Raw genomic sequence first — 17,238 nt, 5'->3', positions numbered from 1 at the left:
AAGCGCACCATGACAACCAGCGACAATAGCGGACACATCGCGATCATCGGGACGGGATTCTCCGGTCTGTGCATGGCGATCGCGCTGAAGAGAAAGGGCATTCACGACTTCACCCTGTTCGAACGCGCGGACGACATCGGCGGCACCTGGCGCGAGAACACCTATCCCGGCGCGGCCTGCGACGTGCCCGGCGTCCTGTACTCGTTCTCGTTCGCACAGAACCCGAACTGGACCCGGATCTACCCGCCGTGGGACGAACTGCACACCTACCTGCGGTCGGTCGCCGAGCGATTCGACGTCCTGCGGCACATCCGATTCCGCACCGAAGTGTGCGAGATGCGCTTCGACGAGCGCACCCTCACCTGGGATCTCCAACTCGCCTCCGGTGAAACCGTCGACGCCTCCGTGGTCGTCAACGGCTCGGGCGGGCTCAGCCGACCCTTCATCCCCCGGTTGACCGGCCTGGAGTCCTTCGAGGGCACCATCTTCCACTCGGCCCGGTGGCAGCACGACCACGGCCTCGCCGGCAGACGTGTCGCCGTGATCGGCTCCGGCGCCAGCGCCATCCAGTTCGTGCCCGAGATCGCCCGCCGCGCCGACACGCTGTACGTCTTCCAGCGCACGCCGCACTGGATCATGCCCCGCGGCGACGCCCCGCTGTCCGCGGCCACGCGAGCGATGTTCGCCCGCAGTCCCGCCCGGCAGCGACTGCGACGCTGGCGCACCTACTGGGAATTCGAGTCCCTCGCCCGGGCCTTCCTGGGAAACCGCAAGCTGATCGAGCGATTTCGCGCATCCGCCCTCGAATACCTGCACGCGCAGGTGCCGGATCCGCACCTGCGAGCGAAGGTCACCCCCGACTACGACCCCGGCTGCAAACGGCGGCTCGTCTCCGACGACTGGTATCCCACGCTCCGTCGCGCCAACGTACACCTGGTCACCGACACCATCGCCGAGATCCGACCGCACGCTGTGGTCACCTCCGACGGCACCGAACACGAAGTCGACACGATTGTCTTCGCAACCGGGTTCACCCCGACCGACTTCCTGGCCCCGATGAAGGTCTTCGGCCGCGACGGCATCGAACTGCTCGACGCCTGGCGGGACGGCGCCGCGACCAGACTCGGCATCGCCACCTCGGGCTTTCCGAACCTGTACTTCCTCAACGGACCCAACACCGGGCTCGGACACAACTCGATCGTCTTCATGATCGAGGCACAGGCCCGGTACATCGCCTCGGCGATAAGCCGCACGCGTGAGGCCGGCGTCGATGCCGTCGACCTCGACCGCAAGGCGCAGACCCGCGACTACGCATCCACCCAAAAACGCATGCGGCGAACGGTATGGGCGTCCGGCGGCTGCACCAGTTGGTATCAGTCCGCCGACGGACGCATCGACACTCTCTGGCCGGCGACCACGGTCGAGTACTGGCTGCGCACGAAGTTCTTTCGCATGTCGCACTACCGCCGACTGACCACACAGGAAGGCCGATCCACATGAACGTATCGCTTCTGGGCACCGGGCTGATGGGATCCGCGCTCGCCCACGCACTGCTACGCAACGGCGTCCGGGTGACCGTGTGGAACCGCACACCCGCAAAGTGCGCGCCCCTCGCCGACGCCGGCGCGGCCGTGGCCGAGTCCGCCCGCAGCGCGGTGCAGGCGAGCCCGGTCGTCGTCATCAGCCTCCTGGACTACGACGTCGCGAGATCGGTTCTCGCCGAATGCGGTCCGTTGACGGGCAAGACCATCGTCAACACGCCCACCGGATCCCCCGACGAGGCGACCTCGCTCGCCGCGTGGATCGAGAGCGAGGGCGCACGGTATCTCGACGGCGCCATCGCGGCCTACCCGCAGGACATCGGAACCGAGGCATCCGCCGTCAACTACTCCGGATCCGAGCAGGCGTGGGAAGAGCTTCGCGACCTTCTCCTGCCCCTCGCCGCCCAGTCGCGATTCGTCGGAACCCGTCCCGGTGCCGCGAACGTGATCGACGCCGCGATGGCGGGCGCGTTCTTCAACGTCGCGCTCGGGGCCTTCCACGAGGCGGCCGCCTACGTGCGAGCCGAAGGCGTCGCGGTCTCCGAGATGCGCCACATCCTCCACCTGTGGACCGGCAAGCTGCTCGAACTGCTCCAAGAGGCCGTCGACACGTTCGAGACCGGCGACTACACGACCGACCAGGCGACGCTCGACGTCTACGCCGCCGCCACGAAGTCGTGGCAACAGTCGATGCTGCGCGCGGGACAACGCGCGGCCTTGATGACGGCGAACCTCGAAAACCTCGAACGCGCCCGCGCGGCCGGATACGGCCACCTGGGTCTCTTCGCCCAGATCGAAATCCTCTCCACCCCGTCCGACACCACCGACCGCTGAAGGACACCTCATGACCACCGCGACGAGCCTGGCCACCTTGCCCGGCGCCACCACCACCGTCGACGAGGTCGTCGACATCATCCGCCGCGACGGCGGCGTCATCGTCGACGGCTTCCTCGAGCCGTCCGTCCTCACCGAACTGCGCCGCCAACTGGAGCCGATCCTCGACGGGACCCGATGCGGCGACGACGCGTACTTCGCCGGCACGAACACCCGACGCGCCGGCGGACTGTTCGGCCGACTCGACGTGATGCCGCAGATCGCCCTGCACCCCCTGTACCACGGCGCCGCCAAGAAGATCCTCCAGAAGCCCGTCCCGATCTGGGCCGGACAGGACCGGATCGAGATCGTCCCGGACATCCAGATCGGCGTCACCCAGGCCATCCGCATCCATCCCGGGCAGGGCGAACAGCCGCTGCACCGCGACGACTCCAGCTTCCTGTGGCGGCACCCCGACTACGGCCGCGAGGGACGCGTGCAGATCATGGTCGCCGTCAGTGACTTCACCGCGGACAACGGCGGCACCCTGGTCGTCGCGGGCAGCCACCGATGGGACGACGAACGCCCGCCCCGACGCGAGGAGGCCGTCTCCACGCGCATGCGCGCGGGGTCGGCACTGATCTGGATCGGGTCGACCTATCACGGCGGCGGCAACAACTCCTCGGACGCCCCGCGGACCGGTGTGACCATGGCGTTCGACCTCGCGTGCCTGCGCCAGGAGGAAAACCAATATGTGTCGATCCCGCGAGAGCGGCTGCTCGGCCTGTCCGAGGAGATCCAGCGGCTGCTGGGGTGGGGCTCCGGCGCGAACCTGATGGGCTACGTCGAACGCGACGGCCAGATGGTCGACGTCCACACCCTGCTCGCGGACGAACCCGTCGAACTGCCCACCGTGCGCTGACCCGGGTTCGCACCGGGAGCGTCCTTGCGTCCTCCTCCGAAGGAGTCCTCCGTTGAGCTTCGCCAGTCCGCATCCGGACGTCGACATACCCGAAGTACCCGTCCACCGGTTCCTGTTCGGAACCTTCGAGGACGGTCACCTCGACAAGCCCGCCCTCATCGACGACCCGACGTCCTCGATCGTCACCTACCGTCGACTCCTCGACGAGATCGAGGCCGTCGCGGGTGCGCTGGCCGGCAGGGGCCTCGGATCGGGCGACGTGGTCGCCATCCACGCACCGAACAGCCCCTCGTTCGCGGTGGTGCTGCACGGCGTCCTGCGCGCCGGCGGCACCGCCACCACGATCAACGTGCTGTACACCGCCGGCGACATCGCCGCCCAATTGCGCGACGCGTCGGCGAAGTTCCTCGTCACCGTCGACGCACTCCTGCCACAGGCACGCTCGGCCGCCCATCTGGTCGGGATGGCCGTGGAACGGGTGATCGTGCTGGACGGGGCCCCCGGGCATCCCTCGCTTCGCGAACTGCTCGACCAGAGGTTGTCGGCACCGGACGTGGTGATCGATCCGCGCACGCACACGGCCGTGCTCCCCTACTCCTCCGGCACCACGGGGCGGCCCAAGGGCGTCATGCTCACGCATCACAACCTGGTCGCCAACGTCTGTCAGATCGCGAAGCCGACCGGAATCAGGGACAGCGACCGAATCCTCGCGGTACTGCCGTTCTTCCACATCTACGGACTGACAGCGCTCCTGAACGCCGCCCTGTACCACCGGGCCACGCTCGTCACGATGCCGCGGTTCGACCTCGCCGACTTCCTCGGCGCCATCGAACGGCACCGTTGCACCTATCTGCTGATCGCACCACCGGTCGCTCTGGCACTCGCCAAGGACCCGTCGGTCGATCTCCACGATCTGTCGAGCGTGCACACGATCTGTTCGGGCGCGGCACCGTTGGACGGGGCCCTGGCCCAAGCGGTGGCGACTCGACTCGCGTGCCGGGTCTACCAGGGATACGGGATGAGCGAACTCAGTCCGGTGAGCCACACGGTCGGCGTCGACGAAGACGCCCCGGCCGACTCCGTCGGGAGACCGGTCGCGAACACCGTCAACAAGATCGTCGACCCCGAGACGGGAATCGAGGTGGCGCTGCCCGAGAACGGCCGCAGCGCACCGGGCGAACTCTGGGTCAAAGGACCGAACGTCATGGCCGGGTATCTGGGAAACGAGGCCGAGACCCGCGCGACGATCGACGCCGAGGGTTTTCTGCACACCGGAGACATCGCCGTGGTGGACTCCGACTCCACGATCTACATCGTCGACCGACTCAAGGAACTGATCAAATACAAGGGCTACCAAGTGCCTCCGGCCGAACTGGAGGCGGTTCTGCTCGGCCACCCGATGATCACCGACGCCGCCGTGATCGGCGTACCGACCGAAGCGGGAGAGGTACCCAAGGCGTTCGTCGTGCGTGGGCACGGTGCGGAACTCTCCGAGGATGCCGTGATGTCGTTCGTCGCCGACCGGGTCTCCCCGCACAAAAAGGTGCGCCAGGTGGAATTCATCGAGGCCATACCCAAGTCGGCTGCGGGAAAAATCCTGCGAAAGGACCTGCGGGCCTTGCACCGCGGCTGATTCTCCGCCCCAGGGATTGCCCGCTTGCCCGCCGTGACCAGGAGGGCGGCAAGGGCTGCGCGGCCTCCGAGGTGGGCGATCAGGGCCACGCTGACGGTGTCCATGGCGAGATGGGGCGGTGCGGCCTCGGCGATGGCGCATCTGCCGAAGAGGAGGAGGCTCACCGGTGGTCGCGCATCCATGAGGAGAAGGCGTCCGGGCCCGTTCGGGATGGGCACGGCCGGTCCCGATGCGAAACCGGCCGACGGGCGTCGGGGTGAGGTCGGAGCGGTAGATGCTTGCGGGCAGCAGGAGAACGCCGGCCTTCCTTGACCAGGCGGGTGCAGGCCTCGACGCCTTCGGCTCCCGGATAGCGCGGGTACGCGGCGCAACCGCCGCCGGGGCCTGCCAGTCGAAGTGCCCGGTGAATCGGGCGAAGAACGCGTCGAACTCGGGGAGGTTCGCGGCGATCAAGGCCCGGTTGCGTTCGAGGATGACGGTGCGGGACTTGAGGGCGATGCGGGCCAGGACCTCGCTGGGCGCAGCGTTGGTGTAGTGCTTGGCCTGTTCCGGGGGCGAGCGCAGGTCGGGGTCCCGGCAGGTGATCCAGCCGATGCGTAGTCCGGGCGGATCCAGGGACTTCGAGGTGACGTTCAGGGGCAGGGCACGTGGGGACAGGTCGGAGGTGTTGGCGGGCGTGCGTCGGGGTCGCGCTCGAGGCCGCGACAGACCTCGTGCCGCGCCCGTCGCACAGTCGGGCCGGTGCGGTGAAGTCGGCCGCGTCGACGACCTTGCCGGTGGGGTTGTTGGGGAAGTTGACCGAGACGACGCGGGTGTCGGGGCGGATCGCGGTGCCACCGCCTCCAAGTCCAGGTCCCAGTCCGCGTCGAGGGCCACTTCCGTGATGTGGCCCAGGGCGAGGGGAACGGTGTCCGACGTCTGGTAGTTGGGGGTCACGGCCACTGCGTGGTCGCCCGCCCAGCAGGACGTTCATGGCACTGCCACGGGAACGAATGGTGTGAGCGAGGCCGATTCCGACGCCGTTCCCGCTGCGTTCGTCGCCGCCGCGGCCTTGACCGCCTACGTGTGTTTCGCGTCGAGGAAGCGGGTGAGCAGTAGGCGCAGTGTCGGGGCCTGGTCCAGTGGTGCGAAGTCGGGGTCGGTCGCGCCGCGCGCGAACAGGCCGTCGATCTGGGCGGCGACCCAGGTCGCGGCTCTGTCCGGGTCGAGCGTGTCGTCGATTCGCCCGGCCGCGGCGGCGCGGCGAAGCAGGTCGGCGATGCCGGTGCGCAGTTGGCGATCGTTGCGGGCGACTAGGGCTCCGATGTCCTCGTCACGGCGGGCCTCCGCAGCGGTGTCCAGGGTCAGGCCCGCGTAGGTGGGGTCGGCGGCCAGGCGCACCACCGAGTCGACCAGGCCGAACAACGCGACCAACGGGTCCTCTCCGCGCGAGAGTTCGGCGAGATAGGCCGCAGTCTCGGCGCCCTCCTGCTCGATCAGCGCGACGATGATCGCGTGCTTGCTCGGGAAGTAGTGGAAGACGTTCCCGGGGCTCATGCCGGCGCGGGCGCAGATGTCCGCCGTCCGGGTTCCGTGGAAGCCCTTGTCCGCGAAGCAGGCCGTGGCGGCTTCGAGGATCTGGCGGCGTTTGGCGGCGTGCTTGACGGGGTCGACTGTGCGCATGGCGTGCTCACATTACCTCGGTGACCGATGTTGGATGTGACCGGAATAATAATAGACCAGTGAGTCGATTAAACAATCGAGGCGGCCGCCAAGGCCAAGGGCCTGTTGCGAAAGTGCTGGGCACAGCCGCTCATTGGCGGCTGCGACCAGCACGTGACGGCGCACCGTGAGCCGGCTCATAGTGCCGTGCGGTCAGACCGGACGACGGGAGACACTGGCGCGGTGAATCAGCTTCGGGAGATTGCGGGATTGGCTGGCGGTGTGGGGCGGGGATCTTATCGGTGCCTACCTGCACGGATCTTCCGTGCTCGGAGGCCTCAAACCAGCCAGCGACGTGGACGTACTGCTCGTCTCCCGAAGGTCGATGGACAAGCGGGAACGACGGGCGCTATTCCGATCTGGTCCGGGCCGGCGTGGCGGGCATTCCCGATTTGCTTGACGACCTCGAGGGCGACACCCGCAACGTCCTGCTGACCTTCGCGCGCGTCCGGACCACGCTCTCCACCGGCCAGATCAGGCCGAAGCCGCCGGCTGGGCCCTCGCCCAACTCCCTCCTGAACACCGCGCCGTGCTTGAGCACGCCAGACAGCTCTACCTCAACTGCCACTACCGCGAGGAAAGCTGGAGCGAGACGCTGCAGACACAGGTCCGTCCGCATGTGGACCACGTGCTCGCCGAGATCGAACGGCTGAGCACCCGGGGCCAGCGGACATAAGGACCACTCTCAAGGCCCCGAGCACCAAGAGTGTTTCCTGTGCTGGTCACAGCCACTCGTTTGTGGCAGCGACAAGGACAGTCGCCTCGTAGCGGACGGCGAGCTTGTCGTATCGCGCGGCGACAGCACGGTGTCCTTTGAGGCGGTTGGCGCGGCGGTCGGCGGCTCCTTCTGCAGGTCGCCCTGCTTGCGGGCCCCAGCCGCATGCTGATGAGCGCGACAGACCGTGGAGTCGATGCTCAGGTCCCACACGATCGCCCCCTCCGCATCGGCCATGGACTGGAGCCGGGTCAGGATCCGGTGCCAGGTACCGTTCCGCTGCCACCGGCGGAACAGGTCGTAGACCCGGCCCCACGGTTCGTGCTCGACGGGCACGTCCCGCCACGGAACAGCAGTCCGGATCCGGAACCGTATGCCGTCGATTGGCCGACGCCGGGACCAGACGGGTGGCCACCCCGTCTTGGCACCCTTCGGCAACACCGGCTCCAGCACCGTCCACTGCTCTTCCGTGAGATCTTCCGCCCCCATGAACCGTGATCATCCACAGCCCTCAGACCCACATTCGATACACGGCCAAGGACGCCCTTCACGACCGACTCCCGCGGGCGCGGCCACTGCGCCCTTCCGTGCGCCGCACGAGTCCGACTTCACGCTCACCAGCCGCAGCGCGGCGGAACTCGCGGTGGCGGGCGTCGGAGTGGCCGGGCCGACCGCCGCACACGAGCTACGCAAGGCCGGCCACGATGCGACCACGCTGGACGCCCGTCTGCGGATTGGCCGTGGCAGTCTCACGGTCCGCGGCGGGCATGCCGACCGACAAGGACAGTGTGACGCGGCGGGCGGGTTTCCCGTCCGGCCGATACTTCAACACCGGACGCGCGATCCGTCCGCAGTGGTTGGGCCAGACCGACGACCCCCCGCTTCCGGAGTGTCGGCGGACGGAAGCCATGTCGACAGGGAAGTTGCCCGCGCTCGTCCGGCGAGCGCGCTGTTCAACGGGACAGGGGCCCGGTGCGGACGTGTATGCGCTCGCCCTGGCCACCCAAGAGGCCGAGGACCTCCACGGCCGAGCCACCGAAGGGACCGAACCAGTGAGGCAAGCCGGTGTCGAACTCGACGGCCTCGCCCGGCTCCAGGACCAGCTCGCGGCCGCCCAGGACGAGCCGGACCCGTCCCGACAGGACGTACAACCACACGTGCCCCTCGTGCGTGCACGGCTCGGGCCGATTCTGGGAAGCCGGGATGACCAACTTCCACGCCTTCAGGGGGCTCGGGCGGTCGGTCAGTGAAAAATGGGCCCTGCCGTGGTGCACACGAGGCCTGGTGTGGATCCGGGACTTGCCCGACCCCACGGGCCCGACGAGTTCGTCCAGCGGCAACCCGTAGGCCTGCGCGATCGGCAACAGAACCTCCAGGCTCGCGCGTCGTCGGTCGGATTCGAGCCTGGACAGGGTGCTGATCGAGATCCCCGTTGCCTCGGCCAGTGCGGACAGGGTCAGGCCACGTTGGGTTCTGATGCGACGCAGCCGCGGGCCGACCTGTGCCAGCGTGATGACGATAGGGGAGGGCTCGTCCATGCGTCGCATTCAATCCATTCACCGCCGAGGAGGGCAAGGAATGTTGCCGATACCGCAAACGCCGGGGTGCCGGGGGCGGAGGCGACGCGTGATGGGGCGATCCCGGGCCCGAAGCCCACCGCCTACCGGTCCGCCGCAGGTTGCACCCTCGCCTCCCGCAACACCCCCGCCGTACACGAGGCGATCACACACAGAACGCCACCGGCAGCAGCAACGCGATGCTCAACGGCATCACGTGCGTCATCGGCCCGATAACAGTGGGACCGGCCGATACCCCGAGATAGCCGATCCCGGCGACTCGGGCGCCCCCGCGGCGGCCCGGTCGGTGTGCCCCGCTGCACTGAACAACTGCGGCACACAGCCGGACAGGCCAATACCCGCGACCGTCCAGCCGACCAGCGGCAGCGGAATCCCCGTGCCAGCCGCAGGAGATTCGCCGGTGCCGCGGCCTGCTGGGTCGCGCCGTCGAATGACACCGGCGTTCCGTCCCGACCGGAGTTCGACCATCGCGAACCTGGTCTGCTATCCCATCCGCCCTTGGATCGGCGCGCTCGCTTGGCCGCCGAAGGGGTTGAGCTTCACGGTCGAGTCGCCGATGGGGCCGAAACGTTGGGAGGCGAGGTGTCGGACTCGACGGCCCCGCCCGGCTCCGGAACCCGCTTGCGGTTGCCCAGGACGAGCCGTCCCCGCCGGACGGGACGTCCCTCCACACCCAATTCTTGTCAACACCGCTCGGGCGGGTTCCGTGACGCCGGGATGACCGACCTCTACTCCGTCAGGGCGCTCGGGCGGTCGGTCAGGGAAATCTGAGCCCGGCGTGGTGTATACGAGGCCTGCTGCAAACCCGGGGCTTGCCGAACCGAGAGACCCCACGAGTTCGTCCGGCGGCCGACCTGTGCCGGCACGGTGGCCAGAGGGGAAGCCTACGTCGCGAATTCGATCCGACCCTCCTGACACGCAACGAAGTTCGCTGGTACGGCAAGACAGGGGCCGACAGGCCGGAATCCGGCCGACGCCGCGCGAGCCTTCGAAGTTGCTCTCGTGGATCGCCCAGTGCGAGGCAACGGCGGGTGCGGCCGCTGCTCGCCCGAGTTGTCGCGGTTCATTCGGAGGGGTCGGCGACGTTGGTTGTTGCGAGAACCGCAAAGAACTTTGCCGTTGGTGCGATCGGGGAGGCACGCTCGTGGCGGAGGTGATCGCCGTGAGTGACACGACGAACGATGTACGAAACGCTCCCGACGCCGACGCCGACGGGTACGACGTGGTGATCGTGGGTGCGGGTGCGGCGGGGCTGAGCGCCGCTCTGGTGCTGGGTCGGGCGCGCCGCCGGGTGGCGGTGGTCGACGCGGGTGCGCCGCGCAACGCCCCTGCGGCGCACGTGCACGGTTTCCTGTCGCGGGACGGGATGTCCCCGGCGGATCTGCTGGCGGTGGGTCGGGCCGAGGTCGCCGGGTACGGGGTGGACCTGTTCGAGTGCCGGGTGGACCAGATCGACCCCGGTTTCCTCGTCCGGTTGGACGGCGGCGCGGTGCTCAAGGCTCGGCGGGTGGTGGTGGCCACCGGACTGCGGGACGAGCTTCCGGCGATCCCCGGTGTGCGGGAGCGGTGGGGCAGGGACGTCTTGTTCTGTCCCTACTGCCACGCGTACGAGGTACGCGACCGGCCGATCGCGGTGCTCGGCACGCACCCGGGGGCGGTGCGGCACGCCCTGCTGTTGCGGCAGTGGTCCTCCGATGTCGTCTTCTTCGCCCACACCCTCGATCTCGACGCGGGGGAGCGCGAACAGCTGGCCGCGCGCGACATCGTCGTCGCCGACGGCACGGTCAAGCGGGTGGTGGTGGAAGCCGACCAGGTGCGCGGTGTCGAACTGGCCGGGGGCCATGTCTTCCCCCGCGGCGCGGTCTTCGTCGTTCCGGAGATGGTGCCCCGCGACACCCTGCTCACCGGCCTGGGCTGCGAGCGCGACCCGAACGACTGGGTGAGCACCGACGATGCGGGCCGCACCAGCGTGTCCGGGGTGTGGGCGGTCGGCAACGTCACCGACACGAAGGCGCTCGTGATCATCGCCGCAGGACAGGGCGCCGCGGCCGCGTTCGCCCTCGACCACGACCTCGCCGCCGAGGACGTCGAGCGGGCCGTGGACAACCACCGCACCTCCACCTCGACCCGCACGCGTCACAGCACCCCGCGGCCGATACCCCAGGTCGCCATCCGCGACTGAGCTCCCGCTCGTCTCCCGCCACATCGCCCGGGCCCATCGGCCCTCACACACAAGACACGAACCACACGCCGCAAGGAGAACGTCATCATGGCAGCGAGGCCCCACGGCTCCGTCGACAGCGTCACCGAACGGACCTTTCCCGTCCGCGTACTCCAGGCGGAGCGGCCCGTCCTGGTGCAGTTCTGGGCCCCGTGGTGCGGGCCGTGTATCAGGATCACTCCCGTCGTCGAGGAGTTGGCCACCACACAAGCGGGCGCCCTGGACGTCGTAAAGATCAACGTCGACGAGGAGCCGGCACTGTCGGAGCAGCACGGGATCTCCTCCATACCGGCCTTCGTGGTCTACGTCGACGGCGCCCCTGTCAAGGCGTGGACGGGCGCGGCTCCGAAGCCCGTCCTGGAACGACACCTTCGCCCCTACCTGGCATAAGGAACGGGAAGGGGACAACCGCTCCATCGACGGTCGGTCCCGTCATCGGGTGCGCCTCCGCTTTTCGGGCGCGCGCCGACGTCGGGAACACGAGCAGGGTGCGCGGGACGGTGATTTCCGCACCGACAGATCCGTGGCGTGGTTCCAGGCGGAGCCGCCGAGCGAGGTCGGACGGATGCAGTTCCCAAGAAGCGGGCCGGCATCCACCGTGGCATCGTGCCCGATCCTGTAGTACGAGGTCCGAGTCGGCGGCGATTCGAGAAACAGGCCGTCGATCGGGTGGCCACCCACCTCGCGGTCCGGGTCGGATCGGACGTGTCGTCGATCCGACCCGGCGACGTGGCGCTGCTGAGCCGAGAGTGGAGAAGCACGCGCGGCGGGCGAGCCGATGATTGTTCTTCGGCCGGTTCGGCGGACTCGCCGGCGAGCGGTTGACGGAGTCGGGTTCGAGAGCGTTCGGACAGCCGCGCCTGTTCACCCGTCGATCAGGGATGTATGTTCCTCCGTTGCCGACTGTCCGAACCCGCCGCGGGCGGCGCCTGCTCGGTGCTCGGTCGTTCCTTCGGTAGCCAGTGGAGGGCGAACCACAGTTCCATTCGAACGTCCAAGTCGTGCAGGTCCAGGTCCAGCAGATCGCCGATCCTCGCGACGCGTCGGCGCACGGTGTTGCGGTGCAGACCGAGCGCGGTTGCGGCGCGGTCCCAACTGCCGTGGTGCGCGAGCCACGTGCGCAGGGTTTCGAGCATTACGTCGTAGCCGGGCGAGGGGGCATCGACCAGCGCCGCGAATCGGGCGCGCGCCAGGGCGGTCGAGTCCGCCGCCGGGACGAGCGAGTGCACGCTCAGATCCCGGTCCTGCTGCCGCCGGGACGGCACCCCAGCCGCGAGCGCGTGCCGCAATGCGCGCTCGGCCTGATTGGCTGCCACCGCGAGGTCGGCCGTGGTGGACGGTGCGCTGAAACCGAGCGTCCACCCGAGCCGATTCGCCGCCGCCGGATCCGCCGTCGGCGAGCCGGGCGTAACGGGCACGAGCGCGTACACGTCGCGCCCGCGCAGATCCAGATACGACGTGGCCAACGCGGTACCCAACGCGGCCAGTTGCACGGAGCCGGCGTCGGCCGCGGACTTCGCGGACACCGACCCGACGACCTGGTGGGCCGCCGTCGAGCGACGGCTGTCCGCGGTGTTCGCCCTGGCCCAGACGGCGGGACGGGACCTGGCCGCCGCAGGCGGGGGACGGATCGTGCACGTGCTCGACGCACGCGGCCTGACGGGGGAGGCGGGCGCCACCATCGACGCGACGATCGGGTCGGCGACGATCGTGCTGACCAAGTCCCCGGCTCGGGAACTGGGCCCGGTGGGCCTCGCGGTCAACGCGGTGGCAGTGGCGGCACCACCCCAGGACGGGTTCACCGAACCCACACCGCACCACGTCGCCCAGACCATCGCCTTCCTCGGCGACCCCCGCCTCCCGTCCCTGACCGGCCAGATCCTCCCTTGCACAGGCGGTACCGTCCGAACCCGCGCATAGCCCGCTCTGCGGACGTCCCACATCCCGCGCTCGGGACCTCAAGCATCCATCCGACGTCGCGGTTCCGCGGGCCGGCGCCGCCCCCGGTGGCGGCCGGTCCGCGCTACCGCATCGTCTGTGCCCAGATCACCACCTCGCCGCGTCACCAGCTCTCGGGAAACACCCCGGCCGGCCACCACCGTCCCGGCCGCGCCGCCGGCGATCACGCTTCCGGACACCAGTGACCTCGGGCCGGCCGACCGCCCCGATTTTCGAGGGCAACGACGAGGAGGCGGACGGTTTCGGCAGCCTCCGCTCCCGCCGGTGGTCGCCGCCCGACCCGATCCCCATGTGCACTGCGTGCCCGAGGCCCACCCGTGAACTCCTGTTCACGGGTGGGCCAAGGTCGCAGCCCATCCACACCCGGACGCGGTCCCGGACGAAGCGCTCTACCAGGTCCCGCCGCTCCTGCCGTTCGGCACCCTCACCACCGCCCCCGTCCGTCCCCCGGCCCGACCGGCCGGCTCTCAGCCCTCGGTCGGCGGTTTGATACGGCTCGACACCGCCACGGCCGCCAAGGCGAGCAGCGCCGTCAGTCCGAACGTCACGCCGAGCGCGGTACCCATGCCCGCGCCGTGGTCGTGGGTCAGGGCGACGGCGCCGCCGCCGAGGCCGCTGAGCGCGGCGACGGCGGAGGTCTGGGACAACTGGAGCGCCCCACCGGTGCGGCCCTGTTGGTCGGTCGGTGCCTGGGCGAGGACCGCGGCGGAGGCGGCGTTGTACGCGATGCCCATTCCGAACCCGCCGATCGCCCAGCCCAGTATGGCCACCAACGGCGGTACGGCGTCGACCAGTACGGCGCCGGCCAGGATCGCGATGCCGAGGAACAGCACGACGCTGCCGACCGCGCTGTGCGTCGGACGAAGCCGCGCGCCGTACCGGTCGTCCCAGCGCGCCTGGAGCGCGGAGCCGGCCACCCACGTCAACGCGCCCGCGGACAGCCCGAATCCGGCTTCGACGGTGCTCAACCCGCGCAGCTCGGTCAGCCCCAGGGGAAGGAAGGTGTCCGCCCCGAAGTAGGCCCCCGCGAGTAGCCATCGCATGGCGATCCCGGCCGGCAGACCGCGTCGGGCGCGTGTGGTTCCGGCCGGAGTCAGTGCGCGATAGGAGAGCACGGCGACGACCGCGCCGACCGACGCGAGGAGCAGCACCGGCACCAACGAGGCCAACTCGAACGCGACGATCATCAGCGCCATCCCCAAGGCGAGCACGAGACTCGATGCCAGGTCCCGAAGCCGCCGCCCCGTCGTGTTGCCCGCCTCGCCGGCCGCGTCCGCGGCCCCCGCCCGATCGCCCACCGCTTCCGGGGCATCCCCGCTCGCCCCCGGCGCCGTCGAACCAGCCGAGCCGCCCAGCGCACGGAGCGCCGGCAGCGTCAGCAGGGCCGCGAGCGCGATCGGAATCGGCAGGAGGAGAAACAGCGAACGCCACGAGAGCCGATCGGCGAGCGTACCCGCGATCACCGGACCGATGAGCGCGGGCAGTGTCCACGCCGAGGAGGTGAGTGCCACCATGCGTGCTTGCAGGTGATCAGGGTAGGCCCGGCCGATCACCAGGTAGGCCAGACCCATGATCGCGCCGACCCCCAGCCCCTGGACGAACCTGCCGACCACGAACACCCACCACGTGGGCGCGACACCGGCGACCACGCAACCCGCCGCCAGCAGGGCGAGGGCCACCGCGAGCGGCCGGCGCGGGCCCACGCGGTCTCCGGCCGCACCGGCGACGACCGCGCCCAGGATGCTCGCGAGCATCAACGCGGACAGGCCCCAGCCGTACGATTCCATTCCGCCGAGCCGCCGTGCGATGTGCGGCATGATCGCGACGACACCCATGGCTTCGAACGCGACGAGGCCCACCGAGATCAACAACCCCGACGACAGCGCCCGATGTCCGCGATCCCACACCGCCGCGCGCTCCGCAGGGTCGGGGGCAACGCCGCCGCCGGTGATCGCCGGCGGCTGGGCCGTTCCCGATCCCGGAGGCGAAGCCGTCCCCTCTCCCTCCGTCCGACGGAGCCCCGCGGGCATTCCCATGCATGTCCCGTCCGTTTTCGGTTCGACTGTCGTTGGCGGCATCGGGTCGCGCCGCAGCTCGGCTGACAAGGTCGACTCCAGGTCGTGAATTATGTTCCGTTGCGGAACGGAACGATAGTAGCTCCGCACTATACTCGTGACCATGGCCAGCTCCGGTACCCGACTGATCCCGACCAATCGGGGCCGCCCCCGCGACCACCGCATCGACGAGGCAGTCCTCGCGGCCACCATGCGACTCCTCGAGGAAGGCGGCTACGCCGACTTCACCCTGGAGGCGGTCGCCGTACGCGCCGGCACCACCAAGCCGGCCATCCGTCGCCGCTGGCCGTCGCGCCGCCACCTGATCGTCGACGCCCTCCTGGCGACCATGGGGGACACCCCCACCCCGGACACCGGGTGCACCCACTGCGACCTCATCGCCGGCATCGCGACCCTCACCGCCACCTTCGCCGGCCCCGGCACCCGGCGGGTGTGGCCCGCCCTGGTCGCCGACATCGCCGCCGACCCGACCCTGGCCGAAACCTTCTTCACCCGCCTCTTCGACCCCCGCCGCGCCGCCACGGCCACCGCCCTGCGCCGAGGCATCGATCGCGGCGACATCCGCCCCGACGCCGATCTCGACCTACTCCTCGACCTGCTGGCCTCGACCACGTACTACCGGGCGCTCTTCGGCCACCTCCCGATCACCGACACCCTCGCCGAGGACATCGTGATGATCGTCATGTCCGGCGTGGCCACGCCCTCCTGGCGGGCGCAGTACGAACGCCCACACGTCCACCCCTGAACCCCCACCGCCGAGAACCGCCTTCCGCCGCCGCCCCGGGGGAGGTGGTGTCCGAACGTTCGGGCATGTCCGTGAGCGGCGCGCAGGCGCGGGAGAGCCGGGTTTTCGAGATGACATTCAGGGACGGGGCACGCGGGGGCGGATCGGCGGATCCGCTCCCGGACGGCGTCCGGTCGGGGCGCTGAACCGGGCGTCGGCGCGGCGGGCGGCAACGCTCCGCCCGACGCCGAGCGTGGTTCGCGGACACGACCGGTTCGGGTCGTTCAGGAACACGTCCTGCGCGCCCCGACGCTCGACGGCGAATTCGCGGTCGGGGGTGGCCGCCGAGAACCGCTGCCACCCCCGACCGCAGGAGCACCCGCGAGCACAACCCCACCGCCGACCGCGACGCGACGCTTCGGCAGGCGACAACCGAGGCGCCCGCAGGGGCGCTACCGCTCCTCCCGGAGCCACTGGTCGAAGGTGGTCGGTGCGATGCGGGCGCCCTCGCCCGGGAGCAGCACGTCGCCGGCCATCGACGTGTCGAACACCGACGACCAGGTCGGCACGAGCCTCACCGTGCGCCCGCGTGCCTCGTTGGTGCGCCGGGCCATGTCCACCAGGTCCTGCGGTTCGGGCCCGGCCACGTCGACGTAGCGTCCCCGGGGCTCGCCGACCGCGATCTCGGCGAGGACGTCGGCGACGTCCGCAGGGGCGATCGGCTGGACGAGCAGCGGCGCGACTTCGGCGACCCCGTCATGTTCGGTCCAACTCGTCACCGTCGCGGCGAAGTCATGGAACTGGGTGGCCGGGACGATGGTCCACGGCACCGGCCCCGCGGCCACGAGGCGTTCCTGTTCGCGCTTGCCGAAGTGGTGTGCGTTGCCCTCGTTTCGACCGACACCCGCGATCGAGAGCAGCACGTGGTGGCGGACGCGGGCCCGCTGTTCGGCTGCCAGCAGGTTCCGGGTGGTCGTGCCGAAGTACGCCACCGTCCCGGCTCGGTCGGTCACCGGCGCGTTGGTCGCGTCGACGACCGCGTCGACGCCGGTCAGTGCGTCGTCCAGCCCGTCCCCGGTCGACAGGTTCACGCCGAGCGAGCGGCTGATCCGCACGACGTCGTGCCCGCACTTCGCGAGGGCTGTGGCGGTCAGGGCCCCGATGTTCCCGGTCGCGCCGGCGATGGCGATGCGCATGATGATCTTTCCTTCTCTCGTTTTGATGTGTTCCGATGTATCACGGACCAAGAAGGCTCCATGAAATCTGTGATGCCGCCCGTCGGTTTTCCGACGGCGCCGATCCGGCGCACCCTTGGGCCCTTCGCCGAAGTGGATTCTCCTGGTCACAGCCGGAACGG

Annotated in this window: 15 protein-coding genes and 2 pseudogenes; 10 read left to right on the top strand and 7 right to left on the bottom strand. The window is 69.7% G+C overall.

Annotation, left to right across the window (positions count from 1 at the left end; translation table 11 throughout):
* The first annotated feature begins 9 nt into the window (after positions 1 to 9).
* The 4 genes from ACH4U8_RS42990 to ACH4U8_RS42975 are packed head-to-tail and all read left to right on the top strand — an operon-like array spanning position 10 to position 4,909.
* Complete coding sequence (locus tag ACH4U8_RS42990) at positions 10 to 1,500, top strand: flavin-containing monooxygenase (RefSeq protein WP_395783889.1); 1,491 nt, start codon at positions 10 to 12, stop codon at positions 1,498 to 1,500.
* Entirely contained in the window at positions 1,497 to 2,375 is an 879-nt protein-coding gene (locus ACH4U8_RS42985; protein WP_395783887.1) for an NAD(P)-dependent oxidoreductase, read from the top strand. The genes ACH4U8_RS42990 and ACH4U8_RS42985 overlap by 4 nt, the downstream gene beginning before the upstream one ends.
* Positions 2,376 to 2,385: 10 nt before the next feature.
* Complete coding sequence (locus tag ACH4U8_RS42980; protein WP_395783885.1) at positions 2,386 to 3,276, top strand: phytanoyl-CoA dioxygenase family protein; 891 nt, start codon at positions 2,386 to 2,388, stop codon at positions 3,274 to 3,276.
* Positions 3,277 to 3,328: 52 nt separating this feature from the next.
* A complete protein-coding gene (locus ACH4U8_RS42975; protein ID WP_395783883.1) occupies positions 3,329 to 4,909 on the top strand; it encodes an AMP-binding protein in 1,581 nt (526 codons plus the stop codon).
* Positions 4,910 to 5,968: 1,059 nt separating this feature from the next.
* Here the strand turns inward: ACH4U8_RS42975 and ACH4U8_RS42970 are convergent.
* Positions 5,969 to 6,571, bottom strand: coding sequence for a TetR/AcrR family transcriptional regulator (locus ACH4U8_RS42970; protein ID WP_395783881.1), 603 nt, complete (start codon positions 6,569 to 6,571; stop codon positions 5,969 to 5,971).
* A 259-nt stretch (positions 6,572 to 6,830) separates the two neighbouring features.
* Between ACH4U8_RS42970 and ACH4U8_RS42965 the strand changes: the two genes are divergently transcribed.
* Both ACH4U8_RS42965 and ACH4U8_RS42960 read left to right on the top strand, forming a co-directional pair.
* Positions 6,831 to 7,010, top strand: coding sequence for a nucleotidyltransferase domain-containing protein (locus ACH4U8_RS42965; RefSeq protein ID WP_395783905.1), 180 nt, complete (start codon positions 6,831 to 6,833; stop codon positions 7,008 to 7,010).
* A pseudogene (locus ACH4U8_RS42960) lies at positions 6,985 to 7,286 on the top strand (aminoglycoside adenylyltransferase domain-containing protein). The gene ACH4U8_RS42965 and the pseudogene ACH4U8_RS42960 overlap by 26 nt, the downstream one beginning before the upstream one ends.
* A 9-nt stretch (positions 7,287 to 7,295) precedes the next feature.
* Here ACH4U8_RS42960 and ACH4U8_RS42955 read toward each other — a convergent pair.
* The 3 genes and pseudogenes from ACH4U8_RS42955 to ACH4U8_RS42945 form a co-directional block, all read right to left on the bottom strand.
* Entirely contained in the window at positions 7,296 to 7,814 is a 519-nt protein-coding gene (locus ACH4U8_RS42955; RefSeq protein WP_395783879.1) for a transposase, read from the bottom strand.
* Between the two features lie 464 nt (positions 7,815 to 8,278).
* A complete protein-coding gene (locus ACH4U8_RS42950) occupies positions 8,279 to 8,872 on the bottom strand; it encodes a helix-turn-helix domain-containing protein (RefSeq protein ID WP_395783877.1) in 594 nt (197 codons plus the stop codon).
* 113 nt (positions 8,873 to 8,985) lie between these two features.
* Positions 8,986 to 9,274 (bottom strand): annotated as a pseudogene (locus ACH4U8_RS42945) (MFS transporter); the annotation flags it as partial.
* Between the two features lie 790 nt (positions 9,275 to 10,064).
* Between ACH4U8_RS42945 and ACH4U8_RS42940 the strand changes: the two are divergent.
* Both ACH4U8_RS42940 and ACH4U8_RS42935 read left to right on the top strand, forming a co-directional pair.
* Positions 10,065 to 11,084, top strand: coding sequence for an NAD(P)/FAD-dependent oxidoreductase (locus ACH4U8_RS42940; protein WP_395783875.1), 1,020 nt, complete (start codon positions 10,065 to 10,067; stop codon positions 11,082 to 11,084).
* Positions 11,085 to 11,171: 87 nt separating this feature from the next.
* Complete coding sequence (locus tag ACH4U8_RS42935; protein ID WP_395783873.1) at positions 11,172 to 11,513, top strand: thioredoxin family protein; 342 nt, start codon at positions 11,172 to 11,174, stop codon at positions 11,511 to 11,513.
* Between the two features lie 485 nt (positions 11,514 to 11,998).
* Here ACH4U8_RS42935 and ACH4U8_RS42930 read toward each other — a convergent pair whose 3' ends face one another.
* Positions 11,999 to 12,589, bottom strand: coding sequence for a helix-turn-helix domain-containing protein (locus tag ACH4U8_RS42930; protein WP_395783871.1), 591 nt, complete (start codon positions 12,587 to 12,589; stop codon positions 11,999 to 12,001).
* On the opposite strand from ACH4U8_RS42930, the gene ACH4U8_RS42925 reads away from it, so the two are divergent.
* Positions 12,582 to 13,043, top strand: coding sequence for an SDR family oxidoreductase (locus tag ACH4U8_RS42925; RefSeq protein WP_395783869.1), 462 nt, complete (start codon positions 12,582 to 12,584; stop codon positions 13,041 to 13,043). The two genes, ACH4U8_RS42930 and ACH4U8_RS42925, sit on opposite strands and share 8 nt — an antisense overlap.
* Before the next feature lie 506 nt (positions 13,044 to 13,549).
* Here ACH4U8_RS42925 and ACH4U8_RS42920 read toward each other — a convergent pair.
* Positions 13,550 to 14,989: an MFS transporter gene (locus ACH4U8_RS42920; RefSeq protein WP_395783867.1), complete on the bottom strand. Its 1,440-nt coding sequence runs from the start codon at positions 14,987 to 14,989 to the stop codon at positions 13,550 to 13,552.
* 271 nt (positions 14,990 to 15,260) lie between these two features.
* Between ACH4U8_RS42920 and ACH4U8_RS42915 the strand changes: the two genes are divergently transcribed.
* Positions 15,261 to 15,902 carry a TetR/AcrR family transcriptional regulator gene (locus ACH4U8_RS42915; RefSeq protein WP_395783865.1) on the top strand — a complete coding sequence of 214 codons (642 nt, stop codon included), beginning with the start codon at positions 15,261 to 15,263 and terminating at the stop codon, positions 15,900 to 15,902.
* Between the two features lie 431 nt (positions 15,903 to 16,333).
* On the opposite strand, the gene ACH4U8_RS42910 is transcribed toward ACH4U8_RS42915, so the two are convergent.
* On the bottom strand, positions 16,334 to 17,077 hold the full coding sequence (locus tag ACH4U8_RS42910; protein ID WP_395783863.1) for an SDR family oxidoreductase: 744 nt from the start codon (positions 17,075 to 17,077) through the stop codon (positions 16,334 to 16,336).
* Positions 17,078 to 17,238 lie beyond the last annotated feature (161 nt).

It is taken from the genome of Embleya sp. NPDC020886 (genome assembly GCF_044333915.1).
GTDB lineage: Bacteria > Actinomycetota > Actinomycetes > Streptomycetales > Streptomycetaceae > Embleya.
This window is presented reverse-complemented; position numbering and strand designations above follow the sequence as displayed.